Annotated in this window: 14 protein-coding genes; 7 read left to right on the top strand and 7 right to left on the bottom strand. The window is 46.0% G+C overall.

Annotated elements, in window-relative coordinates:
- Positions 1-115: 115 nt before the first annotated feature.
- Positions 116-616 carry a GNAT family N-acetyltransferase gene (locus tag L5L98_RS04110; RefSeq protein ID WP_263138745.1) on the bottom strand — a complete coding sequence of 167 codons (501 nt, stop codon included), beginning with the start codon at positions 614-616 and terminating at the stop codon, positions 116-118.
- A 432-nt stretch (positions 617-1,048) separates the two neighbouring features.
- Here L5L98_RS04110 and L5L98_RS04115 point away from each other — a divergent pair, with 432 nt between their 5' ends.
- The gene (locus L5L98_RS04115; protein ID WP_263138748.1) at positions 1,049-3,058 is read left to right on the top strand and encodes an ATP-dependent DNA helicase; all 2,010 of its coding nucleotides are present in this window, start codon (positions 1,049-1,051) and stop codon (positions 3,056-3,058) included.
- A gap of 237 nt (positions 3,059-3,295) precedes the next feature.
- Here L5L98_RS04115 and L5L98_RS04120 read toward each other — a convergent pair whose 3' ends face one another.
- The gene (locus L5L98_RS04120) at positions 3,296-3,586 is read right to left on the bottom strand and encodes a cytochrome c3 family protein (RefSeq protein WP_028759787.1); all 291 of its coding nucleotides are present in this window, start codon (positions 3,584-3,586) and stop codon (positions 3,296-3,298) included.
- 535 nt (positions 3,587-4,121) lie between these two features.
- Positions 4,122-6,110, bottom strand: coding sequence for a TonB-dependent receptor domain-containing protein (locus tag L5L98_RS04125; RefSeq protein WP_263138751.1), 1,989 nt, complete (start codon positions 6,108-6,110; stop codon positions 4,122-4,124).
- 432 nt (positions 6,111-6,542) lie between these two features.
- Here L5L98_RS04125 and L5L98_RS04130 point away from each other — a divergent pair, with 432 nt between their 5' ends.
- Complete coding sequence (locus L5L98_RS04130; protein ID WP_263138753.1) at positions 6,543-7,121, top strand: nuclear transport factor 2 family protein; 579 nt, start codon at positions 6,543-6,545, stop codon at positions 7,119-7,121.
- A 51-nt stretch (positions 7,122-7,172) separates the two neighbouring features.
- Here the strand turns inward: L5L98_RS04130 and L5L98_RS04135 are convergent, their stop codons facing one another.
- Positions 7,173-7,820, bottom strand: a complete 648-nt coding sequence (locus tag L5L98_RS04135; RefSeq protein ID WP_263138755.1) for a class I SAM-dependent methyltransferase — start codon at positions 7,818-7,820, stop codon at positions 7,173-7,175.
- A 519-nt stretch (positions 7,821-8,339) separates the two neighbouring features.
- Between L5L98_RS04135 and L5L98_RS04140 the strand changes: the two genes are divergently transcribed.
- Positions 8,340-9,629, top strand: coding sequence for an NAD(P)/FAD-dependent oxidoreductase (locus L5L98_RS04140; RefSeq protein WP_263138757.1), 1,290 nt, complete (start codon positions 8,340-8,342; stop codon positions 9,627-9,629).
- Between the two features lie 45 nt (positions 9,630-9,674).
- Here the strand turns inward: L5L98_RS04140 and L5L98_RS04145 are convergent, their stop codons facing one another.
- Positions 9,675-10,553, bottom strand: a complete 879-nt coding sequence (locus L5L98_RS04145) for a LysR family transcriptional regulator (protein WP_198572287.1) — start codon at positions 10,551-10,553, stop codon at positions 9,675-9,677.
- 176 nt (positions 10,554-10,729) lie between these two features.
- On the opposite strand from L5L98_RS04145, the gene L5L98_RS04150 reads away from it, so the two are divergent.
- The gene (locus L5L98_RS04150) at positions 10,730-11,869 is read left to right on the top strand and encodes an S-(hydroxymethyl)glutathione dehydrogenase/class III alcohol dehydrogenase (protein WP_014610474.1); all 1,140 of its coding nucleotides are present in this window, start codon (positions 10,730-10,732) and stop codon (positions 11,867-11,869) included.
- 152 nt (positions 11,870-12,021) lie between these two features.
- Positions 12,022-12,864, top strand: a complete 843-nt coding sequence (gene fghA / locus L5L98_RS04155) for an S-formylglutathione hydrolase (RefSeq protein WP_028759793.1) — start codon at positions 12,022-12,024, stop codon at positions 12,862-12,864.
- 118 nt (positions 12,865-12,982) lie between these two features.
- On the opposite strand, the gene L5L98_RS04160 is transcribed toward fghA, so the two are convergent.
- Positions 12,983-14,359: an L-serine ammonia-lyase gene (locus tag L5L98_RS04160; protein WP_028759794.1), complete on the bottom strand. Its 1,377-nt coding sequence runs from the start codon at positions 14,357-14,359 to the stop codon at positions 12,983-12,985.
- Between the two features lie 385 nt (positions 14,360-14,744).
- On the opposite strand from L5L98_RS04160, the gene nagZ reads away from it, so the two are divergent.
- The gene (nagZ, locus tag L5L98_RS04165; RefSeq protein WP_263138760.1) at positions 14,745-15,773 is read left to right on the top strand and encodes a beta-N-acetylhexosaminidase; all 1,029 of its coding nucleotides are present in this window, start codon (positions 14,745-14,747) and stop codon (positions 15,771-15,773) included.
- A gap of 79 nt (positions 15,774-15,852) precedes the next feature.
- Positions 15,853-16,392 (top strand): alpha/beta hydrolase YcfP, encoded by a 540-nt coding sequence (ycfP, locus tag L5L98_RS04170; RefSeq protein ID WP_263138761.1) that lies wholly within the window; start codon positions 15,853-15,855, stop codon positions 16,390-16,392.
- A gap of 492 nt (positions 16,393-16,884) precedes the next feature.
- Here ycfP and L5L98_RS04175 read toward each other — a convergent pair whose 3' ends face one another.
- Complete coding sequence (locus tag L5L98_RS04175) at positions 16,885-17,043, bottom strand: EAL domain-containing protein (RefSeq protein WP_263138763.1); 159 nt, start codon at positions 17,041-17,043, stop codon at positions 16,885-16,887.
- Positions 17,044-17,405: the final 362 nt, after the last annotated feature.

Consider the following 17,405-nt stretch of genomic DNA (forward strand, 5'->3'; position numbering starts at 1 on the left):
ATGGCGAAGGTCAAAAAACGTAGACATTGCTGAGGTCAATTCTAACTAGATGGCCAAATTAACCGTACCACTACAAACAATGGGTGGCTTAGAAAAACTTGAATAACATCGATTGTTAGATGTGTTCATTTATGATGAAAGTATAAAACGGAGTAGTTTCATCCTCGATTAACTCACGTACTGAATTAAGCTGTAATCGTTTTGATACCGCTTTAAAAAAGCGCAAAGCCAGTTCATTTTCTTTGAACGTAGCGACCAGTATCGGTGTGCTAATCTGCTCAAATATTTGACGGACTACTTCGAGCGCAATCCAACCACCGCGATATTTAGGAAGAATAAAGAGGTCGGCTAGTTCCCAGATAGGCCTTTCCTCAACTTCAACCCTATCTAGTAGAACAAAGCCTACCAATACTTCATTTACCCAAATGAGGTAGGCTTTTGCCTCTTGTGAGTTAACATAGGATTCAAGAACTGAGGCTGTAGAGCCATCATATAAGCCATCAATGCCTATATCTTCTTTGCTCCAAGGTGTTGAATCAAAATAATAAAGTTGGAGTAGACGTTGTAGCATTGTGGTGTCACTTATTTTTAAATTGATAAGACTGACGTTTGACATCATTCATCCTGATTACCTGCGTCTAAGTATTGATGCTTGGGCACTGAAACATCCTGTTATTGAGCGTATATAATGGTATAGAGTTTTGCTTTGCTGAGGTAGCTTATTTATTTCAAATGGTTAGTGGCAGGCTGAAATCGACAGCAGTTTGCGAACTGTTACAGCTAGCGCACATGCTTTGGCGGATGCTAGCAAATACCGACGTTTAAATTGGCGTTAATTACGCGGCTAACTTGTAGTCTTATCTCAAATCAGCATAATGCTTCGAGCTGTTAAGCTTAACGCTATTGTTTACGGCAGTGGCATGCGGTACTAACCATTGTTTGTGCTTATAAAGTTTCACTATGCATTCGCTCAGTAATTTATTGTGTGGACTTGCAGTACTGTTTTCACTGACGTCCCTAACACCTTGATAAAGGATTGATTCTCCCTTTGACTCGCTCCCGCCAACCGACATCAAAGCATGTTTCCTCTAAAGAAACCGTCGCTAAGCCTTCTGCTTTAAAAGGCGCCGCTGCGGTGAGTCGACTCGCGTCCGAAGTGCAACGCGCATTTTTGCCCGATGGAGTATTGTCTAAACATATTCAAGGATTTAGTGCGCGAACAAGCCAGATGCAGATGGCACAGGAAGTGAGTGAGGCGATAGCGGCGAAGGGCAATGTGGTGATTGAGGCGGGTACGGGGGTAGGTAAAACCTTTGCGTATTTGATCCCTGCGATATTGAGCGGTAAGCAAGTCATCGTCAGTACGGGCAGTAAAAACTTGCAAGAGCAGTTGTTTTTTAAAGACTTACCCGCGCTGGTCGCTATGTTGGGGATTGAGCCTAAACTGGCTCTACTAAAGGGGCGTAATAATTATCTGTGCCAGTGGCGCCTCGATAAGCAAATGAGTGAGGCGACACATATCGATGCGCGTTTGTTGGATGATTTGTTGAAAATCAATCAGTGGGCGAGCACCTGCAAAGATGGTGATATTGGCGGCTTAACCTCAGTGCCTGAGAATTCCTCGGCGCTGCCGCTCGTGGTCAGCACTAAGGAAAGCTGTATTGGCAAGCGCTGCGACTTTTACGATGTCTGCTTTACTCGCAAGGCGCGCAGCCGTGCCCTGGATGCCAAAATCATTGTGGTTAACCACCATTTATTTTTCGCCGATAGCGTACTGAAAGACACGGGCTTTGCCGAGTTATTACCCGATCCTGATGTGGTGATTTTCGATGAAGCGCATTTATTACCCGATATTTGCGTTAACTATTTTGGCCAGCAATGTTCGAGTCGTACTATCGATGATTTCATTCAAAAGCTACTCGCTATTTATCAGACTGAACTCAGTGATACTGGGCAACTCGCCCAATTTTGCCAGCGTTGCCTCGCTAAATTAAGTGATTGGCATAATCAGTTATATTCCTGCGGCGAATCCGACTGGCGTTTAGTGCTGGGCAATAAAGCGCTCGCGGCGGCGTCATGGGATTTATTAGCGGAATTAACTGCGCTGCAGAATTTATTAATGGCCCATATTGGCCGCAGTGAATTGTTAGATGATATCGCCATTAAGTTGGCAGAGTTGAATGATAAGCTCAGTGTGTTTTTTAACTGCGATAATAATCTGGCGGCCTACAGCATCGAATTTGGTAGTCGCTTTGTGGTGCTGCGAATTTCACCAATCAATATTGCCCGTGAGTGCCAACAGTTATTTGTGCCCGAAACCAGCTGGATATTTACCTCGGCAACTTTGCAGGTTAACCGCAGTCTTGTTCATTTTGCCCGAGAAATGGGTATCGTCGATGCGCAGCAAAGTATTCTCGACAGTCCCTTCGATTATCCCCGCCAAGCGGTATTTTGTGTGCCGAGACAACTTGGGAGCGTGACCAATCAACAGCAAGCGTTAAAGCAGTTGGTGGATGTGTGCGTGCAAGCGATAGATGCGGCGCAGGGACGGACTTTTATTTTATTTACCAGCCATAAAATGCTCGAACAAGCGGCGCTGGCACTGCGAACTCGCACTCAGTATCCGCTGCTGGTACAAGGCCAAGCGGGTAAACAGAGTCTGCTGACTAAATTTCGCCAACTCGGCAATGCGGTATTGCTCGGTACCAGTAGTTTTTGGGAAGGGGTGGATGTGCGCGGCAAATTGTTAAGCTGCGTGATTATCGACAAATTACCTTTTGTGTCGCCCGATGAGCCCCTGTATCGCGCCCGAGCTGACAATGTGAGTCGTCAGGGACTCGATCCTTTTACTGAAGTGTCGTTACCGCAGGCGATTATTGCGCTGAAACAAGGTGTTGGCCGTCTTATTCGCGATGAAAAAGATCGCGGTGTGCTGATCCTTTGCGATAATCGCATTGTGAATCGCTACTATGGCCAAGCTTTTTTAAACTCGCTGCCACCGATGGCGCGCACCCGTGACCTAGAAAAGGCATTGGCGTTTTTGAGAACAATCCCCTGAGAGTCGTCTATGGCTTACCTAGCATACGTAAACTTGTCCTATTTGCCGGATATGGAATTCTGAGCTAAGTATTGAGCCGTTACACATATTGTGAGGATATAAAAACGGAGGTAAAAATTGCCACCTGTGAGCAATAGATGGCAAACACCCTTGGAGGTTGGGTCAAGTGGCATCCTGCCTAATGGTTCCATTCAAAATAAATAATTCTTCGGCCTTTGGTTTTAGATTTTTAGTGAATTAATGGCATTCTTTGCAAGCATCTGCTGGTGCTTTTTCTTGATGAGCGATATGGCAATTGGTGCATGTTAAAACGCCATCATGTTTAGTATGAGCTTCGCCTGCGAGTGTTTTCATTTCTCCATGGCATGATACACATTGCTGATTTTCAAAAACATAATCCGCTGAAGGTTTTTTATCTTTATGGCAGGATTCACAGTCAGATCTTTCAGAATGACTGTCGGCAAGTGATACCGCCATTAAATTAGTTGAAAAGCACAGTGCGCACATTAGCATCATCTTTTTAAGCATGTTATTTTCCTTTTTTATTGTTGGTTAAATCATCATTCTGAAGCGAGTAAATCACATATCTAGCTATGAAATATGTAACTTGAAGTTGGAACTGTATTTTTCTCGCTGTTTTATTAGTGATATAAACGGAAAGATAATATCGCTTTTGCTTGGTGCGTAAGTTTAATAATCGAGAATTTTACACCTCAAGCTTTAGCAGTCTTGCGTGTGTATAATAGTTTTTTAATATGACAAAACCTTGATCGTTATCAAAGGTTAACGGGTGAGTTATTTTTTAGCGTTAAAGTATGATCAAGGTTATATTGCAGAATGTAAAAGACTAATGATATAAATCTGGATTATGTAATTTATATTTTTGATGTTTATTTAAAAATTCTATATTTTAGAAAATATATTGATTTTACTTTTTCTAGTCGGATGTGTGATATTTATTTTGATCTTAAAACAATAGGCGAAGCCAAAACGGGCTTCGCCTATGATGTTTAATGTTGAGTAGCAGAGCTATAATTACACATTAGTTTCTAGCTTGTAGAGCTTAGAAACTTGCAGTTACCCCAGCATAAATACTGCGACTCTTTTGAATATAATCAAGGTCGGTGGCAACTTGGTCACGTTCAGAATCCGTTAGGTTAGTCACGCCAAGCTTCAGTCTAAACATAGGATTAATTTGATAATTCGCACCTATATCGAGCGAGCCATAACCCTCTGATTTGACATTGGCTCGCAAATACTGCTCGCCAGTATAATGGTAGGCGATAAAGGTGGATAAACCATCGAATGCCTGCCATTGCAGTTTTAGGTTATAGCTGTCGTCCGGTGTTAAGGTAAAAGGCGCGCCATTTTGCTTATCTTCGGCATCGGTTTTACTGTAATTACCGTTTAGGCTGAGATCTTGAGTTAAATTGTACCAAGCTTGTAATTCCCAACCTGTGATCTTAGCTTCGTTCACGTTTTGGTAAGTTAATACAGCACCAGGGACTCTATTCCAAGTTTCGGTGATAATTTTATTTTCTACATCGTTATGGAAGTAGGTGATCGAGCCACCAAAATCCGTGGTTTGATATTGGGTCGATAATTCGTAGTTCACTGAGGTTTCGGGTTGAAGATCAGGATTTCCCGCAACGGTACAGGCGCCACGACAAGCGGGGATAATATAATCGGCTTGGGATTGCGCCATATTTGGCGCTTTAAAGGCTTTGCCGCCACCACCTTTAATGACCCATTCAGAGCTTAAGTTATACACCAAATACAAGCGTGGGCTAAATTCGGTGCCGTACACATCGTGGTGATCGACGCGCCCGCCTAAGGTGATATTGAGTTCGCCTAAGCTAAATTCATCTTGTAGATACAATGCCGATTGGCTGTCGTCTAAGGTGCCATCACCTAAAATATTGCGGCTATTTTCGAGCTGGGTCCAACGGTATTCTGCACCGCTGGTTAACATGTGATCGCCAAGCAGGACAGTGGTTTGACCGTCGAGATTGTGGTTGGTTTGGGTGATATTACCAATCTCGGCGATTAACGCTGAGTCGTCAGTCACCTCAACATTTTCATAGTAATAGCGCAGGCGAGTATCGCCCCAGTTCCAGTGGCCATTATGGGTCAGACCTGAACTTATCCGCTCCGCTTGTTGGTTATTGGTGAGAATCGTGCCGTAGTTATTCCAATCAGACTCGCGTTCATCGTTGGCGTAACTTAAGTCAAATTGCAGATCTTGCTGGTTATCAATCAGCCATTGTAAATTGGCGAGGGCGCTGATTTCATCTCTGTCTTCTAGCGCATCAATAGTGGGTTTTAAGTCCGAGCGCCATGCATCGCGTTTATTGCTGTCGACGATTAAGTTTGCCAGTAATTTATCTTTGATCAGCGTGCCACTGGTGTAGAAATTGTACTTAGTGCTATCGCCACCCTTGCCACTGGTAGGTGCATCGTATTGCACGCCAACGCTGGTTTGCCAGTTTTCAGTTGGTTGACGCAGTATGACGTTAACCACACCGCCTAAAGCTTCAGAGCCATAGAGGGATGACATAGGCCCGCGCACAACTTCGATACGTTCAATGGCAGACATTGGAATAGAGGACAAGTCAAAATCGTTGCCATAACCAGAAGTTAATGCTTCGCGGGAGTTAATGCGGCGGCCATTAATCAAGATTAAAGTGTAATCTGAATCTAAACCTCGCAGGCTGATTTCATTGCGACCATAGGGCGTGCCTTCGCTGATGTTCACACCCTGTAAATAACGGACTGCGCTAGCAAGATCGTCTATGACTAGCGCTTCAAGTTCACTGCGGTTAATCACGGAAACAGAAGCGGGAGCCGAAAGCTCCGAGTGTTTAGTTTGTGTTGCTGTGATCACCATGCGTTCCATTTCTGGAGTGGTATCTTGCGTATTTGCAGCACTAGCCCATGCTGCAGGTAATAACAAACATAAACCAATAGCGCGTGATAGCTGGCTCAACATAGGTGTCTGTGTTACATGAGATAGATGCGAGGTTTGGCGAGTGCGACGGATAAAGTGGGGCATATCATTCTTCCTTCGGTAATTTTGGCGAATGATAATTATTCTTAATTATAGCTTCAAGCTTGGATGTCTCTCTTTTGTGTAAAGGCAGTGTAAATTTTTAGTGTTTAATAACAGTGTGATAGCCCGTATATTCGACGTGTTGCTCGCTAGCATGGTCATCCTGATTGAGCGCATTGAGCACAAGGCACTGAGTATGATGATCTGAGTCTGACTGTCGTCGGATAAATCACTAAAAAATAGTGAGAATAATCAGAAACTATCACCGCACAAAATTGCGTAACGTAATATGAAGCTATATCAATATGATTAATATGGATATTTTAACTGGCATAAGCTTTGCTGGCGATGTGACTTTATGTTTCGTGGTGCATTCATGTTTGTGACGTGAATCGTCGCCATACAAAATGTATTGCCAATATTTACGGAGAGAATATGAATCCAGCATTTTATAGCTTAGCCACAGTCGCTGTTTTAACTTTGTCACTCGCCACTACCGAACCTGCTGTTGCAACAGATACGCCAACATTAGCTAAAGCAGCATCGGATAAAACCGCTGATGCTCCACAAACTGACATTGCGCAGCCCGCTGCTGCACTTACAGACACTTTATCTACCCAAATTGCAGCGGTGGATTTTGCTGTGTTCGACAGTTTCAATAAGTGTTCAGCCCCTGCTGAACTCAAGAAACACGCGGCGTTTTTCACTGAAGATGTGGAGTTTTACCACGACACGGGTGGCGTCACTTGGACCCGCAAGGACATGATCGCTAATACCGAAAAATATGCCTGTGGCCATTACCGCCGCGAGTTAGTTGCGGGCACGATGAAAGTGTTTCCGGTGAAAGAGTTTGGCGCGATAGAGCAAGGCGTTCATCGTTTTTGCAGCTTTGAAACTGGCAGCTGTGATGGCCTAGCCGACTTTGTCATTGTGTGGCGCAAACAGGACGAGCAGTGGAAAGCCACTCGAGTGCTGAGCTATGGACACAGAACCGCCGAGGCCAAAACGGACTAAACCACTCAACCAAAGCTAGCTTTTAACAAAAAATGAGCCTTTAACAAAAAGCTAGCCTCTAACAAAATGCAGTAGTCGATTATTGGCCGGCATAGCCACATCTTGCTTCAGCGTTAGGCCTTGCTCGCTGGCTAAACTGCAAATCCATTCAATATCACGAATGCCGCTGGCGGGATCGCGCTGTTTTAAAAAGGCATCAAACTGGCGATTGCTGTCACTGCTAAATTCGCCTTGGTAGTTAAAGGGGCCGTAAATGCACAGGGTCTTGAGTTGGGGGAGATACAGACCAAGGCCAGTAAAAAACGCTTCAACCATATTTTTGCTCATAATATGCAAAGTGTTTGCAGTAAATACGCCATCAATATCAAATGTTAATCCCTTCACCGGCCATGGCGCGGTAACATCAAGGGTAAGTGGTAAGCGTAGGTTTGCCGCTGCATTGGGTCGCTTGCCTTCATGCATACACCTTGCGGTAATGACCTCAATATATTCAGCCTGATCGCTGGTTTGCCAGATTAAATGGGGAAGATTTGCTGCAAAATACACAGCATGTTGCGCTGTGCCACTGCCGATTTCGAGTACATGTTGGTTGAGTGAGAATGCTTGTGTTAATACCGCTAAAATCGGCGCTTTGTTGTTTTCACACGCTTGGGAAAACGGCAATTGGACAAGTGGCTGGGTAATTGGCATTAGTGGCATAATGGACTCTAGGTTGCTGAGATAAAAAGAGGATGACGCCGCACAAGCCTATCTTAAACCAGCAAAAAGTATAAGACTTTAAAGATAAAATGAGCCGCGCCTTAACATTCGGAGTCTCTATCTTAGGTAACTTAATCTTAGGTGCCTTAATTTTAAAGCCTTAATTTTAGTACCTTAATTTTAGTACCTTAATTTTAGGTACCGCCATTTCCAGAAGTTTCCATCTCAAGCTTCTCCATTTCAGGTTCTTCAAGAAGGAGCCTGCAGCCAGCTCAACTCCCTTTGTCATGTCCTGCAAAAATAGTTATCGCAATTCACTGTTGACCTCGATCTCAACTTAGATATACTCACAAATTCTGAACGATTGTAAAAAATATAAAACAACGTCGGCATGATGCCGTGTTAAAACGAGTCTCCAAAACTGAGTGTCCAGACGAACTGAGAGCCCAGAACTAAGACTCAACACTCACTTTCAGCCATCAACTTTCAACAGTTAACTTTCAACATCAAGGAATGACCATGCCAGCAGAGCGTTGCGCCTCCTACTACAATGCCACCATTGACCAAGAGTCAGATTATCCTGCGCTTGAAGGCGACATTCGAGTCGATGTAGCGATTGTCGGTGGCGGTTTTACTGGCGTGGCAACGGCGTTGGAATTATCTGAGAAGGGCTACAAAGTGGCGCTTATTGAGGCCAATAAAATTGCGTGGGGCGCGACCGGACGCAACGGCGGGCAGGTGACGGGCAGTTTGTCCGGCGATGTTGCGATGACAAAACAGCTGCGCCGCCAAATCGGCAATGAAGCTGAAGATTATGTGTGGAATATGCGTTGGCGCGGCCACGATATAATTAAAAATCGGGTGGCCAAGTACGGCATAAACTGTGATTTAAAGTTTGGTCATATCCAAACCGCTTACCAGCCAAAGCACATGCAAGAGCTTATGGCTATGCATGATGAGGCGCAGCGCCGCGGCATGGGTGAATTTATGACGCTGGTATCCGCCGATGAAATGCCTGCCTATTTAGGCTCGCCCTTGTATCACGGCGGCTTAGTCAATCGGCGCAACATGCATTTACACTCTGTTAATCTATGCCTTGGTGAAACCCGCGCCGCAGCAGGTCTTGGGGCATTAATCTTTGAAAACTCGCCCGTACTCGATATTGAAGAAGGCGATGTGGCGACTGTTGTCACTGCCAAGGGAAAAGTGCGCGCCAATAGTGTGCTGATCGCGGGTAATGCTTACCATAAACTCGCCCGTCCAAAACTGCGCGGTATGTTATTTCCGGCGTCCTTAGGCAATTGCGCCACTGCGATTCTGCCCGATGATGTCGCTTTGCAAATCAATCCGCAGGATTTAGCCGTGTATGATTGCCGCTTTGTACTGGATTACTATCGCCTGACCGCGGATAAACGGCTGATGTTCGGCGGTGGCACTAATTACAGCGGCCGCGATCCTAAAAATGTGGCGGCGGAATTACGGCCTGCAATTGAGCGTACGTTTCCACAATTAAAGGGCATTAATATCGAATTTGCCTGGGCCGGAATGGCAGGAATTGTGATTAATCGTATTCCGCAGCTCGGCAAAGTGTCGCCTAATGTGTTCTATTGCCAAGGATATTCTGGGCACGGAGTGGCGACATCGCACATTATGGCCGAGATCATGGCCAATGCGATGGATGGGCAATTGCGTGAATTTGATTTGTTTGCCGCCATGCGCCATATCCGTATTCCGTTAAATGAATGGTTTGGCAATCAAGCGCTGGCATTAGGCATGTTGTATTACACTTTGCGAGAAAACTGGCGCTAGTTTGCGCCGTTTTGTCTGCTACCAATCAATCTGCTCAAACAGTATTTAATCCTGTTCGATGAGCTTTTCGGCAAGGTAATCGACCAATACACGGATCTTAGCCGACAGGTGGCGGTTTTGCGGATAGAGTGCCCAAATGCCTTCTTTGGCTTCGCGGTGACTGTCAAGGAAGGAGAGTAACCGTCCGGCTTGAATATCTTCTTCAATATAATAATCAGGTAGTTGAACTATCCCTATGCCTTTTAGTGCCGCATCCCTTAATGCGTAGCCGCTGTTACAATTGAGATTGCCGCGGACTTTAATATTGCGCTCGCGGCCATTTTCCACAAAGCGCCAGTAATTATGATTACCGATCAAACAATTGTGCTGGCTAAGTTCTGATAAGGTATGGGGCTGGCCGTACTTTTCCACATAACTCGGTGAAGCGGCGACATAGTGAGTGCGGCTGCTGAGCGGTTTGGCCATCAGGCTCGAATCAGCGAGTTTTCCGAGGCGAATCGCTAGATCATAACCGCCTTCAATCAAGTCCAAGGTGCGATTGGTCAAGTCGACGCTAAACTCAACGCTGGGATATTGCACCATAAAATCATTGAGTAACGGCATGATAAATTTCTCGCCATAGGCGACGGGCGCTGTGAGCTTGACTAAGCCTTGGGGTGAGTCCTTTAGGTTTGAGATGGCGCGCTCGGCTTCTTCTAACCCAGTTTGTAATTGGCGGCAATGACGATAATAAATCGTGCCTTCTTCGGTTAACGACACTTTGCGGGTGGTGCGGTAAAAGAGTTTTGTGCCGAGGCGGTTTTCTAAGGTGCTCACTTGGCGGCTAACGTGGGCGGTGGAGATATTCAGCCGCTGCGCTGCTAGGGTAAAACTTTCGGCCTCAGCCACCGCGACAAATTCAGAAATGCCATCCCAGAGATACATTGTTGTTACTCAGTAAAAATGAATTGCTTGAATACTAGATTGTCTCTCGCTGAGAAACAAATACAATCCTCCTATTCAGTAGCATTAGTGCAATGGGCGCAAGAGTTTGCTTGGCCTGAATTGAATTTATGATACACCAATGACTTACTCCTATTACCTATTCAAGGGACGTAACAATGTCGAACGAAAAACCGCAGTTTATTAAATCAAAGGCAGCTGTTGCTTGGGGACCAGGACAACCGCTTAAGATTGAAGAAGTGGATGTGATGTTACCTAAAGCTGGCGAAGTCTTAGTGCGCATTGTGGCTACGGGCGTGTGTCACACGGATGCCTTTACCCTGAGCGGTGATGATCCAGAAGGCGTATTCCCAGCGATTCTAGGCCACGAAGGCGGCGGTATCGTTGAGCAAGTGGGCGAGGGTGTGACCAGCGTACAAGTGGGCGATCATGTGATCCCACTTTATACCCCAGAGTGCGGCGAGTGTAAGTTCTGCCTATCGGGCAAAACTAACCTATGCCAAAAAATTCGTGCGACCCAAGGTAAAGGCTTAATGCCCGATGGCACCACGCGTTTTTATCTCGATGGCAAGCCCATTTTCCATTACATGGGCTGCTCGACCTTCTCTGAATATACCGTGTTACCTGAAATCTCATTGGCGAAAGTCAATAAGAGCGCGCCATTAGAAGAAATTTGTCTGCTGGGTTGCGGCGTGACCACTGGTATGGGCGCTGTGATGAACACGGCCAAAGTGGAAGAAGGCGCAACCGTGGCGATTTTCGGCCTCGGCGGTATCGGTTTATCGGCGATTATCGGTGCTACTATGGCCAAAGCCAGCCGCATTATCGCGATTGATATCAACGAGTCTAAATTCGAGTTAGCCAAAAAACTCGGCGCGACCGATTGCATCAATCCTAAATTACTCGATAAGCCCATCCAAGAGGTGATCGTTGAAATGACCGATGGCGGCGTGGATTACTCATTCGAGTGTATCGGCAACGTCAACGTGATGCGCAGCGCCTTAGAGTGTTGCCATAAAGGCTGGGGAGAGTCGGTGATCATAGGTGTTGCCGGTGCTGGTCAAGAGATTTCAACCCGTCCATTCCAATTAGTTACTGGGCGAGTATGGCGCGGTTCTGCCTTTGGCGGTGTGAAAGGGCGTTCTGAACTGCCCCACATTGTTGAGCGTTACATGGCGGGCGAATTTAAGCTCGATGATTTTATCACCCATACTATGGGACTTGAGCAAATCAATGAGGCGTTTGAGCTGATGCACCAAGGTAAGAGCATCCGTAGCGTGATCCATTTTGATAAATAAGCGATTTTGCACGCTAAGTTGATGCTTCAGCTTGATGTGACAAACGGGCAGACAGGTGCAAATCTGTCTGCTGTGTTGCCAACTGAGCAGACGATAAGCGCCATGACTAACGTTATATATAGCGCTAAAAGATTGAGCTTAAAAGGACTTGTATGACCATAGAAAATATCAGTTGTAACAAGAGTTTTGGCGGTTGGCATAAGCAGTATCGCCATCAATCTCAGTCGTTAAACTGCGAGATGCGCTTTGCCATTTATCTGCCACCTGAAGCGGTGAATAAACCTGTGCCTGTGTTGTATTGGCTTTCAGGTCTAACCTGTACCGATGAAAACTTTATGCAGAAGGCGGGTGCACAGCGCATGGCTGCGGTACTTGGGATGGCGATTGTCGCCCCTGATACCAGTCCTCGCGGTGACGATGTGCCCGATGCGGCGGATAAAGCTTACGATTTAGGCTTAGGCGCGGGTTTTTACCTCAATGCGACAAAAGCACCTTGGAATCGCCATTACAAAATGTACGATTACATAGTCCATGAGCTGCCTACCTTGATTGAAGCGCATTTTCCTGTCACTACCCAGCGCGCTATCTCCGGCCATTCAATGGGCGGTCATGGTGCTTTGGTGATTGGTCTGAGTAATCCACACAGATATAGCTCAATTTCGGCCTTTAGCCCGATTTCGAATCCAAGTAATGCACCTTGGGGCATTAAAGCCTTTAGTGAGTATTTAGGTGAAAATCGTGAACATTGGCGCCAGTATGATGCCTGCGAGTTGCTTAAGCTCGCGATTAGCGAAGTGCCAGTACTGATTGACCAAGGTGAAGCTGACAGCTTTTTAGACACCCAATTGATGCCACAATCGCTGGTGGATATCGCCCATACCAAGGGTTATCCCTTGGATGTGCGGATGCAAGCGGGGTACGATCACAGCTACTACTTCATCGCGAGCTTTATTGAAGAGCACCTTAAGTTCCATAGCTTGTACTTTAAGCCATAAATAGCCGATTCGGCAGTCACGTCGATGCGCTAAAACAAAAATGCCGCAACTCACTGAGTTGCGGCATTTTTTATGGTGCGATTTAAGCGATTAACGAGAGTGAATTAACACTCAGCACTTAGCACTCAACAATGTTGACTGCTAGGCCACCTTTGGCGGTTTCTTTGTATTTACTGCGCATATCTCTGCCGGTGTCCATCATGGTTTTGATCACTTTATCCAGTGAAACCTTATGGTTACCGTCGCCACGCAGGGCCATACGAGAGGCGTTAATCGCTTTAATCGCGCCCATGGCATTACGTTCGATACAAGGCACTTGCACTAGGCCGCCCACAGGATCGCAGGTTAGACCTAAGTTATGTTCCATGCCGATTTCAGCCGCGTTTTCAACGTGCTCAACCGTACCGCCCATGATTTCAGTCAGTGCGCCAGCGGCCATAGAACAGGCCACGCCCACTTCACCTTGGCAACCGACTTCGGCGCCCGAAATTGAGGCATTTTTCTTGTACAAAATACCAATTGCAGCGGCAGTTAATAAATAACGGGCGCAGACATCGATATCCACTTCTTGTACGAAGGTATCGTAATAGCATAAAACGGCAGGAATAATTCCCGCAGCACCGTTTGTTGGCGCAGTGACGACGCGATCACCGGCCGCATTTTGCTCGTTGACCGACAGGGCGAATAAATCGACCCAATCCATAGCGGTTAATGGATCGACATTGTTACGGCCTTCGGCTTTCAAACGACGGTACAGTGCAGGTGCACGACGACGCAGTTTTAGGCCGCCAGGTAAAATGCCTTCCTTCTGATAACCGCGTTCGATACAGGTTTTCATCGTTTGCCAAATATTCCACAGCTTGGCTTTGACTTCATCTTCAGTGGCTAAACTCAGTTCGTTCGCCATCATTAAAGAAGAAATGCTGAGACCTTGCTCGCCGCATAATTCCAGTAAGTGAGCCGCACTCACAAAATCAAAAGGAGCCGATTCAATTTGTGAGGCTGGTGAGGCATTACGTTGGCTAATTTCATCTTCATCTAAAATAAAGCCGCCACCCACTGAGTAGTAAGTGCGATCAAAAATGCATTCTCCTTTACAGTAAGCGTACAAGGTCATGGCGTTAGCATGCGCAGGTAGCGTTTTGCGTCTGTGATAGGTAATGCCTTGCTCACGGGTAAACTTAACTACTTTGCCACAGTGCAGCGTTAAGGTTTCGTCCTTGGAGACGTGTTCTAAAATACCGTCGATACTGTCAGTGTCCACGGTTTCTGGATCTTCACCCATTAAGCCTAAAATCACTGCTTTGCCCGTGCCGTGGCCTTTGCCTGTTTGGCCGAGGGAGCCAAAGAGTTCGGCTCTTAATTCATCAATCTGGGTCACGAGTCCTGAGTCAGTCAGGTTTTGCATAAAGATTTTGCCCGCTTTCATTGGGCCGACGGTATGTGAACTCGATGGACCTATGCCGATCTTGAACATGTCAAATACGCTAATCATGATAGAAGTCCTGTTGTGTCTTGTTTATTATTTTAGTCTGAGTGCATGGGATTGCTCGCTCTGCAGATTGAAGCACGCTAATCTTGCGCGTGTACTCTGGTCAGTGGCGGCGTTCTTTCATGCGAAATCTGCTTGTGTGATACTCTAACGCCAGTATCCCATAGATTAGTGTGACAATTCACATTAGTTTTTTTTATTCGTAATAGTTCGGATAAGCTGAACTTAATTGGGACTTTTTTACAGGCCATTTTATGGCCAAGAATACAGGCTTCGATAGCGCTACAAGGGTAGGTGGCTCGCTTTTTTTAGCTTTTTTGTGAGCGTGGACTACTTATGGCTTGAGTGGTTATTTTTTGAGTCTTAATGAATATTTTTAGGGAGAAGTATGAGCTATTTAATGTTGGATTTACTGTCGTTGGACGTCAGTGAGGCTGAATCTGAGATGCTACGCCATCCACAGGTGGGTGGTTTAATCCTATTTTCCCGCAATTTTTCGAGCCGTGATCAGTTGATCCGTCTGGTACAACAGATACGCCAAATACGCCCAGAAATATTAATCGCCGTCGATCACGAGGGTGGCCGAGTACAACGCTTCCGTGATGGCTTTACCATTATTCCCGCCATGGGCGACATTTTACCCGCAGCAAAGGGCGATATGGTATTGGCCAAGCGTTGGGCCTGTGAGCTCGGTTTCTTGATGGCGATTGAATTACTGGCTTGCGATATCGACTTAAGTTTCGCGCCCGTATTGGACTTAAACGGCGTGAGCCAAGTCATAGGTAAACGCAGCTTTAGCCCAGAGCCCGCCGAGGTGATTACACTGGCCGAAAACTTTATTGCTGGCATGGCCGTAGCTGGCATGGGCGCCGTGGGTAAACATTTCCCCGGGCACGGCAGTGTAGTGGCGGATTCGCACTACGAGAAACCCATTGATGATCGCGATGCTGAGGCGATTTTTGCAAAGGATATCCTACCGTTTAAAGAATTGATCGCAAAAGAAAAGTTATTAGGCGTGATGCCCGCGCACGTGGTTTACCCTAAAGTCGACCCTAACTCTGCGGGCTTCTCTGAATACTGGCTAAAACAAGTGCTGCGTAAAGAACTTGGCTTTAACGGGGTGATTTTCTCTGACGATCTTGGCATGCAAGGCGCAGGATTTGCGGGCGATTACCGTGCAAGGGCCAGCGCCGCCTTAGCCGCAGGTTGCGACATGATTTTAGTGTGTAATGACAATGCGGGCGTAATGTCGCTACTCGATGGCTTTACTTGGCCTGCGAGCGCGCCACAGTATCCTGCGAGTTTACTTAAACCCAATGCTGCGCAAACGGCAGCTGCGCTCGATAATACGGCCCGTTGGGAAAATGCCAAGCAGCTTGCCGAGCAAATTTGTTTGGCTCAACAGGCGAAAGTTTGATGTAGCGCAAGGTGTGAGATCACTCTTTTGCTAGGGTTAGTTAATTCACTGTAATCAAAAATGATTAAAAGGCCTTGATATGATTTTCTATCTTCATGGATTTGATGCTACTAGCCCAGGTAATCACGAAAAAATGCGTCAGTTGCAATTTATTGACCCTGATGTGCGTTTGATCAGTTACAGCACCTTGCACCCTAAGCACGACATGCAACACTTGCTCAAGGAAGTCGCTAAGCAAATGCAGCATTGCGACGATCCCGCGCCGTTAATGGTTGGCGTGGGACTCGGCGCTTATTGGGCCGAGCGGATTGGATTTTTAAATGGTCTTAAATCTGTGCTGATTAACCCTAATTTGCACCCAGAAAATAATATGCAGGGCAAGATTGACCGCCCAGAAGAATATGCCGACATTGCCAATAAGTGCGTGTCGCAATTTCGTGAAAAGAATACTCAAAAGGCCATGTGTATATTTTCGGTTAATGATGAGATGTTCGATAATCAGCAACTCGCCAGTGAATTAAGCCCCTATTATTCGATTGATTGGGATGACGTTCAACCCCACAAATTCCCCCAACTCGCCGCCCATCTCCCCAAAATAAAAGCCTTTAAGTTGGCTTGATTTATATCGATTGAATAAAAGTATCACTCCTCTTTTTATATTTAAGAGGGGAGTGGGTTTGTCTCATCGGCTATTCCGCCTTATGGTTTGGCTTTTAATACTTCATGCCGCGCACATTGCGACTCTGAATATGAGTGTGACTATGGGTATATATTTCAGTAGGGCATATTGAGGGCTCTAGATTATAAAATCGACTGTATTGGTTTTGGACTTAAATGTGTAGGAAAGTAGTCTAGGGTGGCTGCGACTTTGGGTTTTGGTTTTAGGGGATTAGCGTTGGCTGGTATCTACGCATGTAGGCTTGCCATGGCATTCACTCACCGACTCGCAGCCAGTCCGTCCGTGGATGCTCGACCGCCCCGGACGGTCGTCTCGCCAATCACCATGGCTCACCTTCGTGCATTCACGTAACCTGTAGATTTAAAAGACATACGCAACACACTTTTGGACAAAACCTTGTTAGATAATTGGCTCTTCTTAGCCAGATTCGGATTAGCTATTCTTTAGTAACGTCTTACCGATTTTCAAGTAATCCAATGGCATGGTTTGTAACAAAGATAAGGTTGTTTGCCCAGTACCAAAGTCATCGATAGCCATTAAAATCCCCAACTGGCGTAAGCTTTCAATGCGCTGGCGCCACGTTGAACGCAATCCTAAAGCCCGAGTCAACCTTCATATCAGTAAAATCTTTTAATGCCCGCTCAAAAATATAGTTAGTTAATGGAACAATTAATTTGTCCTCTTCGGCAATGGGAATAAACAAATCAGGTCGCACTAGCCCATTTGCGGGTGTTGCCAACGTATTAATGCCTCGACTCCCTTAGCTTTACCGTTCTCGGCACATCACTGGCTGATAAACTAAGAAAAACTCTTCTTTCTCTATTCCACTACAATGTCATCGGTGAGGGAATGGCGAGTAACTCTTGAATCGAGTACAAATAGGATAGAACCCGTAAGTAAGACGATGCTAACTGGCCATGAAATGGCCAGAAATATCCATAAGAAATGCCAGA

Source organism: Shewanella sp. SM23, from assembly GCF_025654295.1.
In the GTDB taxonomy this organism is placed as follows: domain Bacteria; phylum Pseudomonadota; class Gammaproteobacteria; order Enterobacterales; family Shewanellaceae; genus Shewanella; species Shewanella oncorhynchi.

Coding starts and splice junctions, on each gene's coding strand:
- L5L98_RS04160 (WP_028759794.1), bottom strand. CDS start 14,359: ATGATTAGCGTATTTGACATGTTCAAGATCGGCATAGGTCCATCGAGT.
- L5L98_RS04110 (WP_263138745.1), bottom strand. CDS start 616: ATGTCAAACGTCAGTCTTATCAATTTAAAAATAAGTGACACCACAATG.
- L5L98_RS04150 (WP_014610474.1), top strand. CDS start 10,730: ATGTCGAACGAAAAACCGCAGTTTATTAAATCAAAGGCAGCTGTTGCT.
- L5L98_RS04135 (WP_263138755.1), bottom strand. CDS start 7,820: ATGCCACTAATGCCAATTACCCAGCCACTTGTCCAATTGCCGTTTTCC.
- L5L98_RS04130 (WP_263138753.1), top strand. CDS start 6,543: ATGAATCCAGCATTTTATAGCTTAGCCACAGTCGCTGTTTTAACTTTG.
- ycfP (WP_263138761.1), top strand. CDS start 15,853: ATGATTTTCTATCTTCATGGATTTGATGCTACTAGCCCAGGTAATCAC.
- L5L98_RS04145 (WP_198572287.1), bottom strand. CDS start 10,553: ATGTATCTCTGGGATGGCATTTCTGAATTTGTCGCGGTGGCTGAGGCC.
- fghA (WP_028759793.1), top strand. CDS start 12,022: ATGACCATAGAAAATATCAGTTGTAACAAGAGTTTTGGCGGTTGGCAT.
- L5L98_RS04125 (WP_263138751.1), bottom strand. CDS start 6,110: ATGCCCCACTTTATCCGTCGCACTCGCCAAACCTCGCATCTATCTCAT.
- L5L98_RS04140 (WP_263138757.1), top strand. CDS start 8,340: ATGCCAGCAGAGCGTTGCGCCTCCTACTACAATGCCACCATTGACCAA.
- L5L98_RS04120 (WP_028759787.1), bottom strand. CDS start 3,586: ATGCTTAAAAAGATGATGCTAATGTGCGCACTGTGCTTTTCAACTAAT.
- nagZ (WP_263138760.1), top strand. CDS start 14,745: ATGAGCTATTTAATGTTGGATTTACTGTCGTTGGACGTCAGTGAGGCT.